Origin of the sequence: uncultured Shimia sp., from assembly GCF_947493595.1 — a bacterium.
Lineage (GTDB): Bacteria > Pseudomonadota > Alphaproteobacteria > Rhodobacterales > Rhodobacteraceae > Shimia.
The window spans coordinates 29,794-50,812 of record NZ_CANLRL010000003.1; the positions used below are offsets into that span (position 1 = coordinate 29,794).

The following is a 21,019-nucleotide window of genomic DNA, read 5'->3' on the forward strand; positions in this document are numbered from 1 at the left end:
AAGGCGTTAACGTGCACTTTGGTGCGCTCAGAGTGGCCAGATTTCAGGCTGTGTGGCGTAGGAGATGTAAAGCGGGTGGCGCGGATGGCCAGCTTTGGTCAGGCCCAGACATTTGATGGTTTCGCCCGTTGTCTTCAGCACGTCCCTCATTTCAAAGCCGCGCATCAAGTGATCGCCGTGGGCGCCCCAGGCGGCGATGATGTCATCTGCCCAGAGGCAACTTTCCGCAACAACCGTGTCATTGTCCGGACCAGCGGGGGTCTTGTGTTGGCGCATTTTCTTGGGGTCGGTTTCGCGGAGGGCAAAGATATTTACCGCGCGAAAGCCGCCATAGCCCAGTGCACGGGCGCGGCGTTCGCAGCGCTCAATCGTGGGGTCGTTCTGGCGTTCGGTGGCTTTGGAGGGGTTCAGCATGATGAACAGCACTTTGGTTGCGTTGGTGTCCCAGACACGGGTCAGCGCATAGCGATAGGTTTCGCAATCGGAGTAGAGTGCGGAACTGGTGGCGTCATCTTTTTGGAAGTGGCGTTCGATCATTCTGTCTACTTAGGATTAACCAACGCGGAGTCAAATGTTTGATTTTGAAGCCTCACTTACTTATCCCTGAGACTTGGGATTACAGCCGTCTGGGGTTTATTCGGCTGATTGGTGAGGTGGTGAGATGCCGTTTCTATTCTTTTTAGGCTTGCTTGCGGCAGGCGCAGCTGTTGGCACGATGGTTGGTGTGACTGATGACACCGAGGCTGAGGACGACAGCACAACGTCTGACGACGAACGTGATGACAGCGCGGATACGCAGGGTGCGCAACCGTCGACCGAAGAGGAACCAGAAGACGAGGAGGAGCCGGTAGGTGATCCGATCTCGCAGTTTTTGTTTGGCGATGAGGATGTTGATGACAACCTGATCGGCGGGGCGGGCGATGACACGGTTGTCGGTAATGCCTGGGATGATGATTACTTGGAAGGCGGCGAGGGCGACGACGACCTGTTTGTCTCAGCCGGCAATCTGGTCAACGGCGGTGCGGGGGCTGACACGTTTTTCTTAGAGGCCGACAATGAGGTTGTGGGCCGCATAGAGGATTTTGACGCCTCTGAAGACATGCTGGTGTTGCGCAATTACGAAAGCCCGGTGGATGGCTCTTCGGGCAACTTTGTCCTGACGCAAGAGGACAATGGGCTGGCCTTGCGGGATGTCGATACCGGCGATGTGCGGATTGACCTTCCTGGGGCCTCCTTGACGGATGGCGAAAGCCTGTCGGTGCTGTTCCAGCACACGGATGGCGACGCCCATGATAGTGAGGTTCAAGCCGAGTGGACGCGTGACTATACCATTCAAGGCAAGCCTTATGTGGCGGATGCGCTGAGAGGCAGTACCGGGGATGACACGCTGATTGGCGACGACAGCGATGACCGCATCTTTGGCGAGGCTGGCGCGGATGATCTGCAAGGCGGCGGCGGCGATGACCACATCTTTAGTGGCAGCGGTAGCGTGTTTTACGGCGCCGAGTGGAACCATGAGCCGGGCCATCTGAACCGCCTTGGCGCGGGGGATACCTTGTCTGGTGGCGCAGGTGAAGATGTGCTGTGGCTTGGATCTGGCAATGTGGCAACCGGCGGGGCGGATGCGGATACGTTTGAGGCCTTTGCCGGCGCGTATGACACCGTGACCGAGATCACCGACTTTGCGCCCGGTGAGGATAAGTTGGTCATCAGCTTTGGTCTGGATGGACCGTTTGGTGCGGGCTTCCAGAATGCGGACAACGAGTATTTCACCGTATCTGAGGCGGCAAACGGCTTTGACAGCAGCTATGACGCTGACGCGGATGAGACCACGCTGACGTTGGGCGGGCATCCCTTGCTGGTCCTCAATGGCGATCAGACCGGGGCAACCGTGGCGTTCAGCAATCAGGATGCGGCGGACAATTATGATCTGCCGGAAGTCTGGCTGGATGCCAATGGTGATCCGATCACAGCCGCGCAAGGCCAAGCTGCTGACATTTTGTTCAGCGGCATGACACCGCAGGATATGTATGACGCCAATGGCAATGGCGGCATGGTCGCCTGATCAGCTCTCAGGTTTCACAAACACACGGCTGGGGTGCAATTCCCCGGCTTTGAAGCGGCCAACAGCGACGGCTTCACCTTCAAAACTGGCCCAGCATTCTTCGCCGTACTCCACATCTGACGCCATAACCATGCCTGGGTTGCCGTTACGTAGGCGCACGGTGCCTTCGGCGGTGGCTTTCACTTCGGGCAGGTCTTCTAGGCCTTGCTCAAGTGGGCGTAGGTAGGTGTCGAGTTCAGGCTGTTTGGCCATCTCGTCGATTTGCTCGATGGTCAATCCATCGGAAGCATCAAACGGGCCTGACCAGATGCGGCGCAGCTCACGCACGTGGCCAAAAGAGCCAAGTGCTTCACCCAGATCCCGCGCGATAGAGCGCACGTAGCCGCCTTTGCCACAGGTCATTTCCAGGGTGACGTGATCTTCGTCTTCGCGATCTGTCATCACCAGTTCCTCAACCCACAGCGGGCGGGCGGCCAGTTCGAGGTCTTCACCGTCACGCGCGAGTTTGTAGGCGCGTTCGCCGTCGACTTTCACCGCAGAGAACTTTGGCGGCACCTGCTGAATGTCACCGACAAATTGACCAAGTGCTGCTTTGATCTGGTCATCTGTAGGGCGGTTGTCCGATTGCGCGATCACTTCACCTTCGGCGTCATCCGTGTTGGTGGCTTGACCCAATCGCACGGTGAAGGTGTAGGCTTTTAGCGCGTCTGTGATGTAAGGCACGGTTTTGGTGGCTTCACCCAGGGCAACCGCAAGCACGCCAGTGGCATCGGGATCCAGTGTGCCCGCGTGGCCAGCTTTCTTGGCGTTAAACGCCCAGCGGACTTTGTTCACCACAGAGGTCGAGGTGATGCCCGCGGGTTTGTCGATCACAAGCCAGCCTGAAATATCGCGTCCCTTGCGTTTGCGTCCCATGCCTTTGACCTCTCATTCAGGGGTGAGGGCGGCGACCTATCGGATTGCCATCACGCTGTCAATTTACCCAAAAAGAAAATGGGCTCAAAAGTAAAAAGGCCACCAGACCCACGCGATCTGATGGCCTTCCTGAACGCGGGGGTGGAGGAGCCGCCCCGCGTGTTCTTTTGCTGGTGTTAGTCGCCGTCAGCGACGCCAGCGGCGCGGAGTTTGGCCCGACGTGCGCGATAGCTTGGCAGCGCCACAAGGATCAGTGCGATCACCAGAAGGCCGAGGGTCATCGGACGCTCCCAAATGAAGGCAATACCATCATAAAGCTGCATGGAGCGAGAGAAGTTGTCTTCCAGCATGCCGCCCAAGATGAAGCCGATCAACAAAGGTGCCAGCGGATAATCCGCAAAACGCAGAGCGGTGGCACAGACGCCAAACCCAACCAGCAAAAGCAGCTCGGTGGCGTTGTTCTGACCGATGTAGGCCCCCATCAGGGTGAAGAACAGAATGAACGGGATCAGATAGTTGCGCGGAACGGCCAGCACTTTGGCGATGTATGGGATCAGCGGCAGGTTCAGGATCAGCAACACAAGGTTGCCGATGAACATGGACATGATCACCGCCCAGAACACCTGAGGCTCGTCGATCATCAGGCGTGGGCCCGGGGTCACGTTCAGAGCGATCAGCGCACCAAGCAAAATTGCGGTGGTCCCGGAACCAGGGATGCCCAACGTCAGCAGCGGCACAAAGGAGCCAGTGCAAGCTGCGTTGTTGGCTGTTTCCGGGGCCGCCAGGCCCTTAATAGAGCCTTTCCCAAACTGTTCTTGCTCTTCCTTAGGGGCGATGTTGCGTTCAACCGCATAGCCTAGGAAGGAGGCGATAGTTGCGCCCGCACCAGGGAGAACCCCGATGAAGAAGCCCTGGATGGACTGACGTCCGATCACCGGGGCGATGGATTTGGCTTCGGATTTTGTGATGCGCAGATCTTTGATTTCACCACTGTTGGCGTCTTCGGTTGTCCGGGGTTTCAACACCAGGAACAGCGCCTCTGGCAGGGCAAACATCGCCATGGCCAGAGTGATGAAGCCAAAACCGGACTGCAGATCCATGATGCCCATTGTGAAGCGTGGCATGTTGAACAACGCGCCTTCGCCCACGGTGGCCATCATCAGGCCCAACAGCGTCATCATCAGCGCTTTGGCCACTTGACCGGTGCCTGCAAATGCAGCGATGGCAGACAGACCTACAACCATCAGTGCGAAGTATTCTGCGGAGTGGAACAGAAGCGCGACGGAGGACAGCGCAGGGGCAAAGATCATCAACAGCAGCGCACCAATGGTGCCGCCCGCAAAGGACGCGATCGCAGCGATGGTCAGTGCTTTACCAGCTTTGCCTTGCTTGGCCATCGGGTAGCCATCAAAGCTTGAAGCCACGGTGCCCGCGACCCCCGGCGCGTTCAGTAGGATTGAGGAGGTGGAGCCGCCAAAGATCGCGCCGTAATACACACCGGCAAGCAGGATCAGCGCGGCGGAGGGGTCGCCCATGGAAATGGCCACAGGGATCATAATGGCGATGATCGACATCGGGCCAAGACCCGGCAACATGCCGATAAATGTCCCGATCAAACAGCCGCCAATGACCATCAGCAGGTTTTGTAGGGAAAAGGCCGTTTGCAGGCCAATCAGAAGTCCTTCGAGCATGTCAGCCTCCAAAGTTGGCGCCAAAGGGGCGCAGGTTGATGCCCAGCGTATGCTGAACAAGGGTCCAAAGAATGAAGATGGCCATGAACAACACAATCGCAGTGATGTGCCACTTTCCGGCGCCCATCAGGAGGGAGCCGATGATCACAAACGCTGCGGTGGAGAAAAGCACGAGGCCGCCACCAATCAGCATCAGGGTGAATTGCAGTGAGGCAATTGACGGTTCGCTAAACATCTCAGCCTCCCAAGAAGCCGGGCAGCGGCCGTAGGTAGATGCCGAGAACCTCTTGCACGAGATACCAAACCAAGAAGGTTGCCGCGAGTGAGATTGGCACCATGAAGTGGAACTTGCGCTCGCCCAGAATGAAGGAGCCAAGGATCAGGAAGCCGGAAGTCGAGAAAATAAAGCCAGCCGGACGCAGCAACAGTGCGTAAGCCACCATGAGCCCGAGCAGCAGAATGGCTTGACCCAGCTTGTATTCAGTCAGACGACGGTAGTCGATTTCGGCTTCTTCGGCTTCTTTGGCTTCGCTTTTCTCAAGTCCCAAAAGGATGATCAGCGAGGCAATCATGCCAAGGATAGACAAAACCTTTGGAAAGGTGCTTGGCCAAATGGGGTTGCGTTTCATGAACGGGGCAAGACTGCCATCCATCGTGAACCAAGCGGCGTAGCCATAAGCCATACAAATGCCCAGCAGTATCAGTGCGATCCAGCGATCCAGAGCCATGAAGCTCCCCTCCCTTTTAAAAGAGGGCAGAGCGGGTGTCCGCTCTGCCCAGTTAGATGATAGCCGACTTTAGAGGAAGCCGAGCTTTTTCATCAGGTCGCCGATGACTTTTTCTTGGCCTTCGAGGAAGGCTTTGAAGTCGTCGCCGTTGTTGTGGATGTTGACCCAGCCGTTGCGCTCGCGCACGGCTTCCCACTCAGGGGTGTCATACATTTTGGTCAGCGCTTCCTGGTACATTGCCAGCTTGTCTTCTGGCAGACCTGGTGCGCCGAAGAAGCCACGCCAGTTAACGAACGAGGTGTCGATGCCCTGTTCTTTCATGGTCATGGCGTCAGGCGCTGCGGATACACGCTCATCTGCGGTCACACCGATGATTTTCACTTCGCCTGCGTTGGCCAGATCAACCGCTTCGGAGAAGCCGGTGGACAGGGCTGCGATCTCGCCGGAAAGAAGTGCTGCCATGGCTTTACCGCCTGCGTCGTAAGGGATGTACTTCACGCCCAGGGCGTCTTTGCCAGCTGCTTCCATCACCATGGCTGCAACCAGGTGGTCCATGCCGCCTGGAACTGAGCCACCGCCGATCGCGGTTTTGGATGGGTCCGCGTCATAGGCGGCCATCAGGTCGTCCATGTTGTTGATTGCGCTGTCTTTGTGCACAACCAGAGCGGCATAGTCGCCGATGGTGCCGGCCACGAGGGTCAGGTCACGGAAGTTGTGTGGGAACACGCCGGTCAGGGAGCGGATCACGATTGGGGTGGAGTTCACCATCAATGTGCCGTGGTTGCTGTCGGCGTTTTCGATCAGGTAGCCGATGGCTTTGCCGCCGCCGCCACCAGACATGTTTTCATAAGATGCAGTGCCTGCGATGCCTGCTTTGGTCAGCGCTTCACCGGTGCCGCGTGCGGTACCGTCCCAGCCACCACCGGCGCCGCCGGGGATCAGGAAGTGGATGCTGTCGACAGTTTTGTGGCCATCAGCAATGGCTTGACCTGCGAATGCGAATGCGGCCATTGCGCTGGCCATCAGAGCGCGGCGGCCCATGTTCAATTTCATCATTTTTCTCCTCCAAATTGACAACTGTCCGAAAGACGGCTCAGTTGAGGGCAGTCAAACATCGCAACCTGTCACAAACCTGTCATGCTGTCAGAAAGGTGCTCAACCCGCATGAAATTCCTCCTCGTCGAAGACAATATCGAGCTTGCCAATGCGGTCAGTGCACGGCTGCAATTGGATGGTCATGTAATTGATCATGCTGATAAAATTGAGGATGCCATGGCATTCATGCAGACCGGTGAATATGATCTCATATTATTGGATATTATGTTGCCGGACGGAGATGGGCGAACCTTCCTGAAACACCACCGGAGCGGGAAAAACGACACGCCTGTGATTGTTCTGACGGCGCGGTCTCAAGTCAGTGACAGAATCAGCCTGCTCGATTTGGGGGCGGACGATTACATGACAAAACCATTTGACCATGAGGAGCTTCAGGCGCGCTGTCGGGCCGTGTTGCGACGCAATGCCGGGCACGCGCAGTCGGTCACGGAATTGGGTGGCGTGTCGCTTGATCCGGTGGCTGGTCGGTTGAGCATTGGCGCTCGGGCGGTGACATTACGCAATCGAGAGTTGCGACTGTTGGAGCTGTTGATCAACGCGCCAGGGCAGATTTTTTCGAAAGCCAAATTGGCAGATCGGCTGTTTTCCTATGACGAGGATGTCTCGGAAAACGCAATTGAAGTTTACATCGGGCGGTTGCGCAAACACTTGGAACCGTCTGAGTTGCGGATCACCACCCTGCGTGGGTTGGGCTACAGGCTAGACCATGAATGATACGGTCAATGTGTCCGGCTCGCTACGGGCGCGGTTGTCGTTGACCTTGATCGGCAGCGCGGCGGCGATTGCCGTGCTTTTGTTCTTTGTGGTGCGCACCTACGCGGCGCAAATCGCGCAGAGTGGGCAGGACAACATTCTAGAAGCCTCGGTCACCTCTATCCTGGATGCAGCGACCCTGCGAGATGGAGCGGTGGAAGTGGATTTCCCCTATGTCGCTTTCTCCATGTTGAGCACCGATGCGGATGATCGGGTGTTTTACGCCATTTGGCAGGAAGACACGTTGTTGTCCGGGTATGAGCTGCTGCCCGTCGCTGACGCGCCAGATGGCAGCGAAATTGTGCATGTATCCGCGATTTTTGATGGTGCGCCAGTGCGCGTTGCAACCGCCGCTCGGATTTTGGTGGGGGCCAACACAAGAACGAGAGTGACCGTGTCTGTCGCGCAAACGCAGGACGCATTGGCCGGCACATTGAACAAGATTTCCCGAAATGTAGGGTTGATCGGGGCCGGCTTTTTCACCCTGTCGGTGTTGGTGGCGAGCTGGGCGACAAACACAACCATCCGACCGCTGGAACGGTTGACCCATTCCATCACCCGCCGCGGTCCGAAAGACCTCAGCCCTGTGGCGCGGCCGGTGCCGATGGAAATGGCGCCGTTGGTGACGTCACTCAATAGTTTTATGGCGCGACTGGATACGTCGTTGAAGCAATCTGAAGACTTCATTGCCGAAGCCGCACATCGGGTGCGTACGCCTTTGGCGACGGTGCGCAGTCATGCGGAGGCGACGTTGCAACGGGTGGAACGCGAGGACAACCGACAGGCGCTGCGCTCTATGGTGCGCGCGATCGACGAAAGCTCCCGCGCAGCGGGACAGCTTTTGGATCACGCTATGATCACCTTTCGCGCAGATCACTTGGAAACCCAATCAGTGGATTTGGTGGAATTGGTCGAAGATCTGGTCACGCGACTGGCACCGGTGGCAGAAATGAAAGACATTGCTCTCACGGTGATCAGCGAGGGGGAGGTCAGTGTCGAAGCAGATTCGATCTTGCTGCAAAACGCGCTGCGTAATCTGGTCGAAAACGCCCTAAAATATGCGCCGGGAGAGAGTGAAATTACACTTGAAGTGTTCGCAAGCCCGCGCCCCCGCGTGGAAGTGCGCGACGAAGGGCCGGGATTTCCGCCAGATCAGATACAAGGATTGGCCGCGCGGTTTTCCCGTGGAGAAAATGCCAAAGACACAATTGGATCCGGGCTTGGCCTCACCATTGCGCAAGACGTGGCCACGGCCCATGGCGGTGCACTGACTTTGACCAACCTGCCGGAGGGCGGCGCATGCGTTACATTTTTGCTTTGATTGTTTGGCTGTGCCCTTTGATGGGGACAGCAGAAGAGTGGGAGGATCAGAACGCTTTTGGCCCCGCGTCAGCGGCCAAAACGCTGAGGGTCTTGTCCAGCACCGATACATCGCTGTTTGCGCCGGTGATCGAAGACTTCTTGAGGAGCCGCGCAGGAGTGGCTGTGGAGTATTTTGTGACAGGCACAGCGCAGATTGATCAGGTGTTCCGCGCGGCGCCGGATGACTTTGACGTGGTGATTTCTAGTGCTATGGATCTGCAGCTAAAACTGGTGAATGACGGCTATTCGGTGCCAGTCGAAACCCTGTCGCAACCAGATTGGGCGCAGTGGCGCAACAGCCTGTTTGCGTTCACCACCGAACCCGCCACCATTGTGATCAATCGGGCTGCATTTGCCCCGGATACAGTGCCACAGACGCGGCAGGAATTGATCGCGGCCATGCGGGCGCGACCTGAGGTGTTTCGAGGCAAAGTTGGCACGTATGATGTGCGCAAGTCGGGATTGGGCTATTTGTTTGCAACGCAAGATGCCCGCGCCTCGGAGACCTTTTGGCGGTTGATGGAAGTGATGGGGGGATTGGATGCGCGGTTGTATTGCTGTTCCGGTGAGATGATTGACGATTTGGTCTCCGGTGATCTGGTGGTGGCCTACAATGTCTTGGGCAGCTATGTGGCGGCGCGCGAGGATGTGGCCGAAACCTTGGAGATTGTGCTGCCGTCTGACTTCCCGACAACCATGATGCGCACGGCATTTGTAAGCAGCCGCACCGAAGTGGAGGCTGAGGCTGCTGCGTTTGTGCGTCACTTGGTGGAGGTGCAGACGGGGCCACGGAACCCAGATGTTTTTCCGCTGCCTCCGCTGAGTGCTGCGGTGGATGGCGCCGGGCAGGCGGTGATTTCGCTGGGGCCAGCGCTGATGACCTACCTTGATCCGCTCAAGCGTAAAAGATTCATCAAAGAATGGAGCAGTGCGGTTATTCAGTGACCGTCGGTTTGGGCTCCACCACGCCAATGATTGGGCCCATCCAAAAGCCGCCATCGGAGCGACCCAATTGTGGTGCGTGCAGGCGGCTGATCTTGCCATCAAAGTAGAGCGCATTTGGTGTTTTTAGAACATCGCGAAAGAAACGGCCAAATTCGTGGAAGGTCACTGCCTCGTTGGAGATCACAAAATGTGCTGTCTTACCGTCCGTGCTGGTGCCAACGCCATTGCGTAGGAAACGAGAGCTGCTGTCTGGTAGGAAGCGCGGGTGCAGAGCGCCGTCAATCACCAGCATGGGGCCAGATTGGGTGGCGTCGCGGCAGCTTGGCGTTTGTTTTTGAAAATCCAGCGTTTCGTAGACGCGAATGGAGCCGTTTTTCAAACACAGCACGCCATTTGGCAGCAGGCCAAAGTTGCCTTTGCTGCCGCCTGTGAGAAGGCGCATTTCTTCGGTGCCGTCTTCGACATAGTGACCAACCGGGCTGCGGTCGGCGTGGTACATGCCTGCATTCATGCCAAAGGCGAGCGTTTTGCCGCCTTCTAGGTTGCGTTCAATGTCGCGGAATTGGCCCAGAATGGCGCCGCTGTCGTCGCGCAGGAACAGGCGCAAGTTTTCTTTCGTCGCATCAGCTGTGCAAACGGTGAGGCTGCGCCCTTCATGTGTCTGATCTGAACAGGTCACCGCCTGCGCCCATTGGGGCAGGGAGGAAAACAAGATCAAACAGAGCGCAGTTCGTATCACGTAAGGTCGCCGTCCTCTGAGTCAGTTTTGGCCACATCCGCCTGCACCCGTTCATCAGACAACATCGCGCGGGTGGCGTCCATCTGATCAAAGGTGGTGTCCACACGGAAGCGCAGATCCGGGGCGTGCTTGAGCTTGGCTTTGCGGCCAATGATGCGGCGCAACTCGCCTTTGTGGCGGGCCAAAAGCGCAACCGCGTCTTCTTTGTTCTTACCGCCAAGCGGCAGCACAAAGCAGGTCGCAATCGAGAGGTCCGGAGTGATGCGCACCTCGCCCACCGTGATCGACATGCGTGTCACGTCTGGGTCGTGCAGTTCATCACGTACCAAAACTTCCGACAATGTGCGTCGGATGAGTTCACCCACGCGCAGTTGACGCTGGGACGGGCCGCGGCCCTCGGAGGAAGAGTTCTTTGCCATGTCCCTCACTTAGGGCTTCTGTCTGCCTTTGCCAAGCTGGATTGCATTGGGTAAGCAGGGCGCACCGCCATTTGGGTGGTTTGTCAGAGTGGAGAGGACACCATGCAGGAATTGCCAGGAATCGTGATCACAGGCGCATCAGGCCGGATGGGGCAGATGCTGATCAAGACGGTGTCCGAGAGTGACAAGGTGCGTTTGGTGGGCGCGGTCGAGCGCGAAGGTCATGACTGGGTTGGCCGGGATGTGGGCGAAGCCATGGGCGGCGCGGCGCTGGGCGTGACTGTGACGGATCAACCGCTGGAGGCTTTTGCCAAAGCGCAGGCGGTGATCGATTTTACCGCACCAGCGGCAACTATTGCCTTTGCCAAACTTGCAGCACAGGCGCGGGCTGTTCATGTGATTGGCACCACCGGCATGACCGATGCGGACATTGCGCAACTGGAGCCTTGTGGGCGCCACGCCGTGATTGTGCGGGCGGGCAACATGAGCCTTGGCGTGAACCTGCTGACCAAACTAACGCAGCAAGTGGCGGCGGCGCTGGATGAAGATTTTGACATTGAAATCGTAGAGGCACACCACCGTCACAAAGTGGATGCGCCGTCTGGCACTGCTTTGATGTTGGGTGAAGCGGCTGCGGAAGGTCGCGGTGTCGACTTGAAAGATGTGACCGACAGCGGCCGTGACGGCATCACCGGTGCGCGTAAGCGCGGCGATATTGGGTTCACGGCCATTCGCGGCGGCGACATCATTGGAGAGCATGATGTGATGTTTGCTTGTGACGGTGAGCAAATCATTCTGCGCCACAAAGCCACCGATCGGAGCCTGTTTGCCAAAGGCGCTCTCAAAGCGGCGCTCTGGGGGCAGGGTCAAAAACCCGGTGAGTATGATATGTTTGACGTATTGGGGTTGTAAGAATCCCCCACGAACTCTGCGCAAAACGCTATGCGGCGTTTTGCGCATCTTGTGCGATTGGCAATCTCGCAGAGCTGTGCTCAAATTGGTTGCAGAAAAATGACCAATAAAATCAACCACTCAACGGTTGATGGCGGGCCATGTGATAGCCCTCGCAAATGATGCATCCAGACCAGATGCATTTTTTGTTGGCAGGTCAAAGACGTTGTGTTCTTATGCCGGCAAACAAAAACTTAAATGACCATTTAAAAAATGACCAACAGGGAGAAGACCATGACGACGTTTTTGAAAACTGGGCTGTCGGCGCTTGCGGTATCCGCGGTGGCCATGTCGGCACAGGCGGCGGAACTTGGTGCAACCGATGAGCCTATCAAGCTGGCGCTCAACGAATGGACCGGTCAGCACGTGACCACCCATGTGGCGGGCGAGATGCTGAAGGCGGCCGGTTACGAAGTAGAATACGTGACCGCTGGCATGATGAACCAGTTCCAGGCGATTGCCGATGGCGACATTCACGCGACCTTGGAAATCTGGTCCTCAAACGTGTCCGATCAATATGCTGCGCTGAAAGGCGACGGTAAGCTGGAAGAGCTGTCTGATCTGGGCTTGGCGGCCCGTGAAGGCATTGCTTACCCAGCGCACGTCGAAGAGCTTTGCCCCGGCCTGCCAGCCTGGGAAGCGCTGAAAGACTGCGCGATGAACTTCGCCACCGCTGAAACCTTGCCAATGGGCCGTCTGGTGGATTACCCAGCGGATTGGGGCACACCTGGTGCGGACCGCATGACCGGTCTGGAGTTGCCATTCAAAGCGGTACCTGCGGGTTCTGAAGGCGCTTTGATTGCTGAGCTGCGCGCATCCACGGAGAAAAAATCCCCTCTGTTGATCACATTCTGGCAACCACACTGGGCAATGTCTGCTTATGACGTGAAGTTTGTCGAGCTGCCCGCAGGCGAAGATGCCTGTTTTACTGATCCTGCTTGGGGCCCAAACCCAAATGCGATCAATGATTGTGACTTCTCCGCCAGCCGCATCTTCAAGGCAGGTTGGCCTGGTCTGAAAGACAAGTGGCCTGCCGCGCATGAAATCCTGGTGAACTATCAACTGGCTGTGGAAGATCAGCAGCCAATGATGGGCGCTGTGGATGTGGACGGCGAAAAAGTTGAAGACGTTGTGTCCGCATGGATGGGTGAAAACGAAGCCAAGTGGAAGTCGGTTGTCGACGCCGCAACCAAGTAAGACTCCATGACTGATACAAACAGCACCGCTCCGGCGATTGCCGTCGAAGACCTCTGGCAGGTCTTCGGCGAAAACGCCGCCCCGGCTCTGCGCGATGCGCGCGGGGCAGGGGACGACAAAGCCATTGCCAAAGAGCTCAAGGACAAGACCCTTATCCCCGCCGTGCGTGCGGCGAATTTTGAGGTTAAGTCCGGCGAACTCTTTGTGATTATGGGGCTTTCGGGCTCTGGCAAGTCGACGATGATCCGCTGCATCTCGCGGCTGATTGAGCCGACCGCCGGGTCGGTGCGCATTGACGGGGAAGACATTCTTCAGGCCAGTGACAAGCGCCTGATCGACCTGCGTCGTCACAAGCTGGGTATGGTGTTCCAGCATTTTGGATTGTTCCCGCATATGACGGTGGCCGACAACGTGGCTTTCCCTCTGAAAATGCAGGGAGCAGGCAAGGCGGAGCGCCGTGCGCGGGCCCTAGAGGTTCTGCAGATGGTTGGTCTGGAGGGCCGCGAGGACGCCTATCCGCGTAACCTGTCCGGTGGTCAGCGACAGCGGGTGGGTATCGCGCGTTCACTTGCGGTGAATCCAGACATTTGGTTCTTGGACGAACCATTCTCTGCGCTGGATCCATTGATCCGCCGTCAGTTGCAGGACGAGTTCCTCAACATTCAGGCGACCCTGAAAAAATCCATTGTTTTCATTACGCATGACATTCAGGAGGCTCTGAAACTGGCCGACCGGATCGCGATCATGCGCGATGGAGAAATTGTGCAGATCGGTACGCCGGAAGAGATCGTGCTGCATCCGGTGGATGACTATGTCGCAGAGTTCTCCAAAGACGTGCCCAAGGGGCGCCATGCGTGCGTTGAATCGATCCTGATGGACGGTATCCCCGACAATATGCCAGACGATCCGGGTATCAAAATTGGCATGACGCTCGATACGGCGCTGACCAAATGCATGGAGCTTTATGAGCCCGTGCCGGTGCGCGATGCGGAAGGCAAAGTGATTGGCGCGGTGCATCCGCATGAGCTCGCCAACGCGTTGCAGGCAGAAGAGACATGAGCGCGGCAGAGGCCGTGTCAGTTCGCGCGGAACGTAAACTGACACTCACCAAGGGCAGCCAGGCTGCGCTGTTTGTTCTTGCCGTGGTTGTGACGTGCCGCCTGCTTGGGGCGCATTTTGAGTGGCTCGTAAAGTGGCCCGCGGCGTTGACTGTGCCAATGGCTGATTGGATGACGTGGCTGGTTGGTGGTTTTCTGGATATTTTCAAGCCGATAGCGCGGGCGTTTACGTTTTTGGTCAGCTACCCGATGGAGTGGGTTGGCTGGCTTTTGAACGCCGTGCCCTGGCCGATGATCGTGGCCGTTGTGACCGCAATTGGTTGGATGATTGGTGGTATCCGGCTGGCGGCATTGGGCTTCTTTGGTCTGATGTTTGTGGTCTTCACCGGCTACTGGTCGCAGGGCATGAACACTCTGGCGTTGGTGGCGGTTTCGGTGCCTCTGGCGCTGGTGATGGGCGCGGCAATTGGCATTTTGGCGTTTGAATATCCGCGCATGAAAGGGGCGGTCAACGCGCTTCTGGATGTGATGCAAACGGTGCCGACTTTCGCCTATCTTGTTCCTCTGCTTGTGCTTTTTGGCTTTGGGCCTGTGGTTGGCTTGATTGCGTCAGCGATCTATGCGGCGCCGCCGATGGCGCGCAATGTGTTATTGGGTTTGGAACGCGTGGATACGGAAATCCGCGAAGCAGCAGTGATGTCAGGTGGCACACGGCGTCAGCAGTTGTTCCTTGTGGAACTGCCAGCGGCGACGCAGCAGATCATGATTGGCGTGAACCAATGTTTGATGGCCGCACTGTCGATGGTGATCATCGCAGCGGTGATTGGCGGGTTTGACGACATTGGTTGGGAAGTGCTGCAAACCATGCGTAAGGCGTTGTTTGGACCAGCCTTTTTGGCGGGATCTGTGATTGTGGTGTTTGCCATTATCATTGATCGCATGTCCGCTGCGCTTGCCGAGCCACGACAACCTCAGGACCGCAATGTGGCGCTTGGGATTTTGGCAGTCGGCGCAGCGGTGACGATCTGGTCCTTATTCGCAGGGTGGTCACCAACTGGCGTGGCGGCGATGGACGGGATTGCCAAGCGTGTGGATGAGGGGGTCGGTGTGTTCACCGCGACCTACGGCTCCACATTGGACAGTGTAAAAAACACTTCGATGTTTTACGGGCTTTTGCCACTGCGTATAGGTCTGGCAGAGGCGGTATTGCCGTTCACCTGGGGCTTTGCCTGGACTGTGAAACACACTGCCATGCTCTATGGTGCAGCACTGCTTATCTCCTTGATTTTGATCTTTAAAGGTCGGGTCACGGCCGCGGTGATGGTGCTGATTATTGCCTATATTGCGGAAATTGGCGTGGCACATCTGGCTTGGCCTGTGGTGATTTTGGGCGCAGGCGCGATTGGCTGGGTATCTGGCGGCTGGAAGCTAGCGCGATTGGCTGTGATCTTGCTGTCTTTGATCCTGATTTCCGGTCTGTGGGAGCGGGCGCTTTTGTCGCTGTATCTGGCAGGCGCGGCGGTTTTTGCCTGTGCGGTTATTGGCGGGCTTTTGGGGTTGTGGAGTGCCATGAGCACAACCGCCTGGATGGTGCTCCGGCCTATCTGTGACTTCCTGCAAACCATCCCGTTGTTTGTGTTTCTGATCCCAGTGTTGATGTTTTTCCAGATCGGAGAGTTCTCAGCGTTTATAGCCATTTGCATGTATGCGGTGGTGCCGATGATCCGCTACACAAGGCATGGGTTGGTCAGCACGCCAGACGAGATCATCGAGGCGGCGACCGCCAGCGGTGCGGGCAAATGGCAGACCATGTTTGAGGTGCGTGCGCCCTTTGCCGCGCCCACCATTTTGCTTGGGTTGAACCAGACCATTCTTTATGCCTTTGCCATGTTGGTGATTGCTGCGTTGATCGGTACAACTGAGCTGGGGCAGTCGATCTTTTTGGCGCTTGGTCAATATGATGTCGGGCTTGGCATCACCGCAGGTGCGGCGATGGCCATTCTGGCACTGGTGGCGGATCGGTTGGTACAGGGCTTTGCTGAGGAACGTCGGCAGGCGCTAGGGCTGTGAAACTTCACCGAATCGGGGTTAACACTTCGGTTCGGTTGCGTTTTTTGACTTCGGTATCGCGGCTGCATTGCGTCGGTATCGCGTCGGTGCAATTTCTCATGAATTGACTTGTAAACAAAGCGTGCGCTGTTGCGGCTCACGTTGCATGGTTGGGTGGGTATGTGTGCAACCCTGGGTGGATTTGCATTATCGCGCCGAGCGCGGCACACTTGCTTTGATGGAGTGACACTCAGGCTGCCGGTTGAGTGGATTGTTAAGAATTCGGGGGGATTGTGCATTTATGCCAGATCCTGACGCGCCCAAAGGAATGCAGTATAGAATTGCGCCGGATGTCATCCGGGTCGCGGCCGCGCGCGTGTATGGGAGCCAGACGTTCAAAGCGGCAAAACAGCAAGAGATGCTGCTGCGGTTTTTGGTGGAGGACTATCTGGCGGGACGCGCCCAGAATGGCAGTCGCGAGGCTGTGATAGCGGAATTTTTTGCCGATCGCCCTGAAGAGGAGGTCGGGCGGAAATTGGCTTGGGCCTTTACGCGCTTGTCCGAGAAACTGGCGGAGTACTACCAGCGAGACGGGGCGGATGATCCGGTTCGAATTTCCGTCAATCCGGCGCAACATGATCTGGATTTTCAGATGTGGGAAGCAAAGGTTAATGCTCCCAAACGCCAGCGCCCCATGGTGCCCTTTCGGCTTTTGGTGCCAGCTGGGTTGTTAATAGCCGGGCTTGTTATCGGCATCGGATTGATTCTGACGCAGGAGGGGCCCAGTGAGCTTCCGATTTCGGCGATTCCCATAGAAGGCCTGAGAGCCGCGCAGGGTCGACCTCCGTTACCGGCCCATTTCGCGGAATTGACTGTACCAATGTTGGAAGACGAGGCGCGGAATCACCTTTTCCCAATACTGGAGATGGATCGTCAGAGATTGGCGATTGCCATCGCATATGAAGCAATAGATCGGGATCCCCAGTCAGCCCAAGCCTATGCGACTGCTGGATACGCCTTGTCGACACTGGCAATTGTGACGTCGGGTGGTGGTGTGTCGCGGCGACACCTTGAGGACGCGCGGCGGATGCGGAAACATGCAATGGCATTGGCGCCGCAAGATCCCTGGGTTTTGTCGTCTGCTGCGTTGACAGCTTTTGCGGAGAAGGAGTTTTCTCTGGCAATGGAGCTGTCAAAGCAGGCGTATACTGCGGATTCGCAAGATCCCTATGTGTCCAGCGCTTTTGGTGTGGTCGCAATGATAACACATCAATATGAGGAAGCGCTTGAAGCCACGCGGAAGGACCGCATTTCGGATGTCGAAGAAACCGTGGTCGCACGGGAGCGACTCTATGCATTTTCCAGTTTCCACCTTGGAGACTTTGGTGAAGCAATATCAGTGTTGGAAAATTCAGAACGAGAAGGGCGCGGGCATAATGTAACGACGTTGATGTATCTGGCAGCGTCATATCAAGCCAATGGAGATCATACTCGTGCAAAAGAAGCGGTGCAGCGTATTCAGACTGGCTGGCCTACTTTTCGCCCAGAAATGATCGCCCGCGTTTTTTTCAGAGACCCAGAAGAAGCCGATTTCCTGATGCAAAACTTGTCAGCGGCTGGATGGTCATTTCTCGAATAAGGCCCCTCAAAAATCGATAGCGATGCCTTTTTTCTCCCAGTCGCCGTAGCGCACGGGTTCTGGTCCGTCACGACCGCCCAGCTCGGTGGGCATGTTGACGGCTTTCGCATTCTTGCGCCGCTCTTCAGCTTCGGCCAAAGCGCGCTTAGCAGCTTCGGGCAAGTCGTCGCGGGAATCGGAGGCGTCAGTCATGAGAGGGTTCCTTTCAGGCCTAGCCCTTGATATACGCGCCCGTCTGCCGATCTCAAGTCCGTAAGGAAACCTGTCCCATGTCAAACTCCGGTTATTACACCCGTCGCAGCGCTGTGCGTTTGCTGGATAAGGTTATGGAAGACGGGCGTCTGCTTAATGACCTGATCCAGAGTGGCGGGTTGAGCAAGCTGGAGCCAGCCGACCGCGCTCGTGCGCAACGGCTGGCGCTTGATACGCTGCGCAATCTGGAACGTGCGGATCGAGTGTTGCAGAAACATATGAAAAAGACCCCGGATTTGCATGTGCACAATGTGCTCCGGCTGGCCACGGTGGAGCTTTGTCTTGGCGGTGCGGCGCATGGCGTGGTGAACGATGCCGTGAACATCGTTGCCAAGAACAAGCGTACCGCTGGCATGAAGGGGCTGGTCAACGCCGTTCTGCGCAAGGTGAATGATAAAGGTCAGGCGGAATGGGACAAGCTGCGGGTGCCGCGCCTGCCCAAATGGCTGCGCAAACCTCTGGCGCAGGCTTATGGCGCGGAAACCATGCTGGACATCGAAGCGGCCCATTTTGCCGGTGCGCCGTTGGATTTGACCGTGAAAGAAGATGCCGAAGGCATTGCCGAAGCTGTGGGTGGTGTTGTGTTGCCCAACGGGTCGGTCCGTATTGCCGATGCGGGGCAGGTCACGGCGCTTGCCGGCTTCAAGCAGGGCCAGTGGTGGGTGCAGGACGCCGCCGCGTCGATGGCGGCGCGGGTACTGAATGCGCAGCCGGGCGAGACGGTGCTGGATCTCTGTGCCGCGCCGGGCGGCAAGACCATGCAGGTGGCCGCTGCGGGGGCCATTGTAACGGCGGTGGATGACAGCGCGTCGCGTATGGAACGGCTGGAAGAGAACCTCAAGCGCGTGCAGCTCAACGCCACGGTTGTGGTGGGGGACGTGATGGCGCAGGAAGGCCAATACGATGCGATCCTGTTGGATGCGCCTTGTTCGGCCACTGGCACCATTCGACGCCACCCTGATTTGCCCTTTGCCAAAGATGGCAGTGAATTTGGCGATCTGATTGGCTTGCAGGAAGTGTTCCTGGACCACGCAATCGGCTTGCTGAAACCGGGGGGGCGTTTGGTGTTCTGCACCTGCTCGCTGTTGCCGGATGAAGGCGAAGTGCAGGTGGAAGAGGCAGCGGAGCGCTGGGCGGATGTCACCGTGGATCGGGACGCGGTGTTGATTGATGGTGTGGATCCGGCTTGGATCACCGAGGAAGGTGGCCTGCGGCTGCGTCCGGACTATTGGGCGGACAAAGGTGGCATGGATGGGTTTTACGTGGCGATGCTGCGCAAAGGTCAGTGAGCTTTTGCCGATGGAAGGTGATGGGCTGATTCAATCGGTGACTCAGCGCTAACACCTCGCTACACTCTCGCCAAACGCCAAAGAGCGTAGAGGCAGAGTGGATGTCCAAACCAAAGACTATATCGGCGCGCTGGACACGGTTTAATCACCGTGTTGCGGCCCGGATCAGCACCCGTGCGCGGCCTGCCACAGGGTTCACAAGCATGCCGGAACCGCGCACCATTGGGCTGTTTGCCCGTGGCAAGCAGCTGGTGGCCGGGAATTTCCTGTTCGCAGGCCATTTGGTCAGCGCGCCCAAAACCTCGATGTGGGACATTGCTGTGCCCGATGAGGTCTTTGCCGAGGAGCAGCATGGCTTTGCCTGGTTGGATGATCTGGCAGCGGTGGGGGACATGCCCGCGCGGGAGCGGGCGCAGGAATGGGTCTGGCGTTGGATTGATCGGTATGGGCGTGGTTCTGGGCCGGGATGGATTCCGGATTTGGCGGGACGCCGGCTGATCCGCTGGATCAGCCATGCGATTTTCCTGCTCAGGGCGCGGGATTCGGCGCAGTCAGAAGATTTCTACCGCTCGCTGGCACAGCAGACAATTTTCCTCTCCAAACGCTGGCACAAAACGGTGCCGGGCTTGCCACGCTTTGAGGCGCTGACCGGCCTGATCTATGCGGGGCTGGCGCTGGAAGGCATGTCGCAACATGTGGAGCCGGCACTGAAGGCGCTGGACAAAGAATGTGAGCGGCAGGTGGATGAAGAGGGCGGGATTCCGACCCGCAATCCCGAAGAATTGCTTGAAGTGTTCACCTTGCTGACCTGGGCGGCGACGGCGCTCAAGGATGCGGGGCGTCAGCCATCAGCCATGCACATGCAGGCGATTGAGCGGATCGCGCCTACGTTGCGCACGTTGCGTCATTCCGATGGTGGTTTGGCGCGGTTCCACGGGGGTGGCCGCGGCATGGAAGGGCGATTGGATTCGGCTCTGGCGGAAAGTGGCAACAAAACCCGGCAGGCGGATGGTCTGGCGATGGGATACGCGCGGCTCTCAGCTGGGCGCACAAGCGTGGTGATTGACGCCAGCCCGCCCCCAACCGGGGCAAGTTCGCTCAATGCCCATGCGTCGACGATGGCGTTTGAGCTGACCAGCGGGCGGCGGCCTTTGGTGGTGAATTGTGGCTCAGGCGCGAGTTTTGGCGAAGATTGGCGGCGGTTTGGACGGGCGACGCCTTCTCATTCCACGGTCACGGTGGACGAATTGTCCAGTGCGCGGCTTGGCGAAGAGGGGCGCGGTTGGCGTGAAGAACAACTGGTCGATGCCCCCAAAGATGTGCCGATCCAGATGAGCCAAGCGCCGGACGGGCTGCGGTTTGAAGGCGGGCATGACGGGTATATTGCATCCCATGGGCTGACCCATGCGCGGACGCTTGAGCTGACCTTTGATGGGCGTGGCATGGCGGGGGAAGACCTGATCATCGCGATGGAAGATTCGGCCAAGCGGCGGTTTGATAAGGCGATGGACGAAGGCGCGTTGCAGGGAATCCCCTTTGAAATCGCGTTTCACTTGCATCCGGAGGTCGATGCCTCGCTTGATATGGGCGGCGCTGCGGTGTCGATTGCGCTCAAAAGCGGCGAACTTTGGGTGTTTCGGCACGATGCGATCGCGAAAATGCGGCTGGATACCAGTGTTTTCCTCGAAAAAGGGCGATTAAAGCCGCGTGCGACCAAACAAATCGTTCTATCTGGCGTGGCAATGGAGTATGCGACCCGCATCCGGTGGTCGCTGAGCAAAGCACATGAGACCAATGTGGCAATCAGGGACCTGAACCGGGACGAAATGGATTTGAACACCTGAGCCCAAG

20 protein-coding genes are annotated in these 21,019 nt (G+C 57.5%); 11 read left to right on the forward strand and 9 right to left on the reverse strand.

Annotated features, from left to right (window positions below; genetic code table 11):
* Positions 1-27 precede the first annotated feature (27 nt).
* On the reverse strand, positions 28-537 hold the full coding sequence (locus Q0955_RS09020; protein ID WP_299423338.1) for a DUF1643 domain-containing protein: 510 nt from the start codon (positions 535-537) through the stop codon (positions 28-30).
* 124 nt (positions 538-661) lie between these two features.
* Here Q0955_RS09020 and Q0955_RS09025 point away from each other — a divergent pair, with 124 nt between their 5' ends.
* The gene (locus Q0955_RS09025) at positions 662-2,065 is read left to right on the forward strand and encodes a hypothetical protein (protein ID WP_299423340.1); all 1,404 of its coding nucleotides are present in this window, start codon (positions 662-664) and stop codon (positions 2,063-2,065) included.
* Here Q0955_RS09025 and truB read toward each other — a convergent pair whose 3' ends face one another.
* The 5 genes from truB to Q0955_RS09050 form a co-directional block, all read right to left on the reverse strand.
* Positions 2,066-2,980, reverse strand: a complete 915-nt coding sequence (gene truB, locus Q0955_RS09030; RefSeq protein WP_299423351.1) for a tRNA pseudouridine(55) synthase TruB — start codon at positions 2,978-2,980, stop codon at positions 2,066-2,068.
* A 176-nt stretch (positions 2,981-3,156) separates the two neighbouring features.
* Positions 3,157-4,671: a tripartite tricarboxylate transporter permease gene (locus Q0955_RS09035; protein ID WP_299423353.1), complete on the reverse strand. Its 1,515-nt coding sequence runs from the start codon at positions 4,669-4,671 to the stop codon at positions 3,157-3,159.
* 1 nt (position 4,672) lies between these two features.
* Positions 4,673-4,906, reverse strand: coding sequence for a hypothetical protein (locus Q0955_RS09040; protein ID WP_299423355.1), 234 nt, complete (start codon positions 4,904-4,906; stop codon positions 4,673-4,675).
* A 1-nt stretch (position 4,907) separates the two neighbouring features.
* Positions 4,908-5,399, reverse strand: coding sequence for a tripartite tricarboxylate transporter TctB family protein (locus tag Q0955_RS09045; RefSeq protein ID WP_299423357.1), 492 nt, complete (start codon positions 5,397-5,399; stop codon positions 4,908-4,910).
* Positions 5,400-5,468: 69 nt separating this feature from the next.
* Positions 5,469-6,452: a tripartite tricarboxylate transporter substrate-binding protein gene (locus Q0955_RS09050; RefSeq protein ID WP_299424352.1), complete on the reverse strand. Its 984-nt coding sequence runs from the start codon at positions 6,450-6,452 to the stop codon at positions 5,469-5,471.
* Between the two features lie 111 nt (positions 6,453-6,563).
* Here Q0955_RS09050 and Q0955_RS09055 point away from each other — a divergent pair, with 111 nt between their 5' ends.
* The 3 genes from Q0955_RS09055 to Q0955_RS09065 are packed head-to-tail and all read left to right on the forward strand — an operon-like array spanning position 6,564 to position 9,575.
* Positions 6,564-7,229 carry a response regulator transcription factor gene (locus tag Q0955_RS09055; RefSeq protein ID WP_299423359.1) on the forward strand — a complete coding sequence of 222 codons (666 nt, stop codon included), beginning with the start codon at positions 6,564-6,566 and terminating at the stop codon, positions 7,227-7,229.
* Complete coding sequence (locus Q0955_RS09060; protein WP_299423361.1) at positions 7,222-8,589, forward strand: sensor histidine kinase N-terminal domain-containing protein; 1,368 nt, start codon at positions 7,222-7,224, stop codon at positions 8,587-8,589. The genes Q0955_RS09055 and Q0955_RS09060 overlap by 8 nt, the downstream gene beginning before the upstream one ends.
* Complete coding sequence (locus Q0955_RS09065; protein WP_299423362.1) at positions 8,568-9,575, forward strand: ABC transporter substrate-binding protein; 1,008 nt, start codon at positions 8,568-8,570, stop codon at positions 9,573-9,575. The genes Q0955_RS09060 and Q0955_RS09065 overlap by 22 nt, the downstream gene beginning before the upstream one ends.
* On the opposite strand, the gene Q0955_RS09070 is transcribed toward Q0955_RS09065, so the two are convergent.
* Entirely contained in the window at positions 9,565-10,314 is a 750-nt protein-coding gene (locus tag Q0955_RS09070; RefSeq protein ID WP_299423363.1) for a phosphodiester glycosidase family protein, read from the reverse strand. The genes Q0955_RS09065 and Q0955_RS09070 overlap by 11 nt on opposite strands.
* The gene (rbfA, locus tag Q0955_RS09075) at positions 10,311-10,733 is read right to left on the reverse strand and encodes a 30S ribosome-binding factor RbfA (RefSeq protein WP_299423365.1); all 423 of its coding nucleotides are present in this window, start codon (positions 10,731-10,733) and stop codon (positions 10,311-10,313) included. The genes Q0955_RS09070 and rbfA overlap by 4 nt, the downstream gene beginning before the upstream one ends.
* Positions 10,734-10,835: 102 nt before the next feature.
* Between rbfA and dapB the strand changes: the two genes are divergently transcribed.
* From dapB to Q0955_RS09100, 5 genes are all read left to right on the forward strand, one after another.
* Entirely contained in the window at positions 10,836-11,645 is an 810-nt protein-coding gene (dapB, locus tag Q0955_RS09080) for a 4-hydroxy-tetrahydrodipicolinate reductase (RefSeq protein ID WP_299423367.1), read from the forward strand.
* A gap of 273 nt (positions 11,646-11,918) precedes the next feature.
* Positions 11,919-12,881, forward strand: a complete 963-nt coding sequence (locus Q0955_RS09085; RefSeq protein WP_299423369.1) for an ABC transporter substrate-binding protein — start codon at positions 11,919-11,921, stop codon at positions 12,879-12,881.
* Positions 12,882-12,887: 6 nt separating this feature from the next.
* Positions 12,888-13,940: a glycine betaine/L-proline ABC transporter ATP-binding protein gene (locus Q0955_RS09090; protein ID WP_299423371.1), complete on the forward strand. Its 1,053-nt coding sequence runs from the start codon at positions 12,888-12,890 to the stop codon at positions 13,938-13,940.
* A complete protein-coding gene (locus Q0955_RS09095) occupies positions 13,937-16,009 on the forward strand; it encodes an ABC transporter permease subunit (RefSeq protein WP_299423374.1) in 2,073 nt (690 codons plus the stop codon). The genes Q0955_RS09090 and Q0955_RS09095 overlap by 4 nt, the downstream gene beginning before the upstream one ends.
* Positions 16,010-16,289: 280 nt before the next feature.
* Positions 16,290-17,627: a hypothetical protein gene (locus tag Q0955_RS09100; protein ID WP_299423376.1), complete on the forward strand. Its 1,338-nt coding sequence runs from the start codon at positions 16,290-16,292 to the stop codon at positions 17,625-17,627.
* Between the two features lie 6 nt (positions 17,628-17,633).
* On the opposite strand, the gene Q0955_RS09105 is transcribed toward Q0955_RS09100, so the two are convergent.
* Entirely contained in the window at positions 17,634-17,819 is a 186-nt protein-coding gene (locus tag Q0955_RS09105) for a DUF1674 domain-containing protein (RefSeq protein ID WP_299423379.1), read from the reverse strand.
* Between the two features lie 77 nt (positions 17,820-17,896).
* On the opposite strand from Q0955_RS09105, the gene Q0955_RS09110 reads away from it, so the two are divergent.
* Together Q0955_RS09110 and Q0955_RS09115 are read left to right on the forward strand one after the other, a co-directional pair.
* Positions 17,897-19,168: a transcription antitermination factor NusB gene (locus Q0955_RS09110; protein WP_299423381.1), complete on the forward strand. Its 1,272-nt coding sequence runs from the start codon at positions 17,897-17,899 to the stop codon at positions 19,166-19,168.
* A 101-nt stretch (positions 19,169-19,269) separates the two neighbouring features.
* Positions 19,270-21,012: a heparinase II/III family protein gene (locus tag Q0955_RS09115; protein ID WP_299423384.1), complete on the forward strand. Its 1,743-nt coding sequence runs from the start codon at positions 19,270-19,272 to the stop codon at positions 21,010-21,012.
* Positions 21,013-21,019 lie beyond the last annotated feature (7 nt).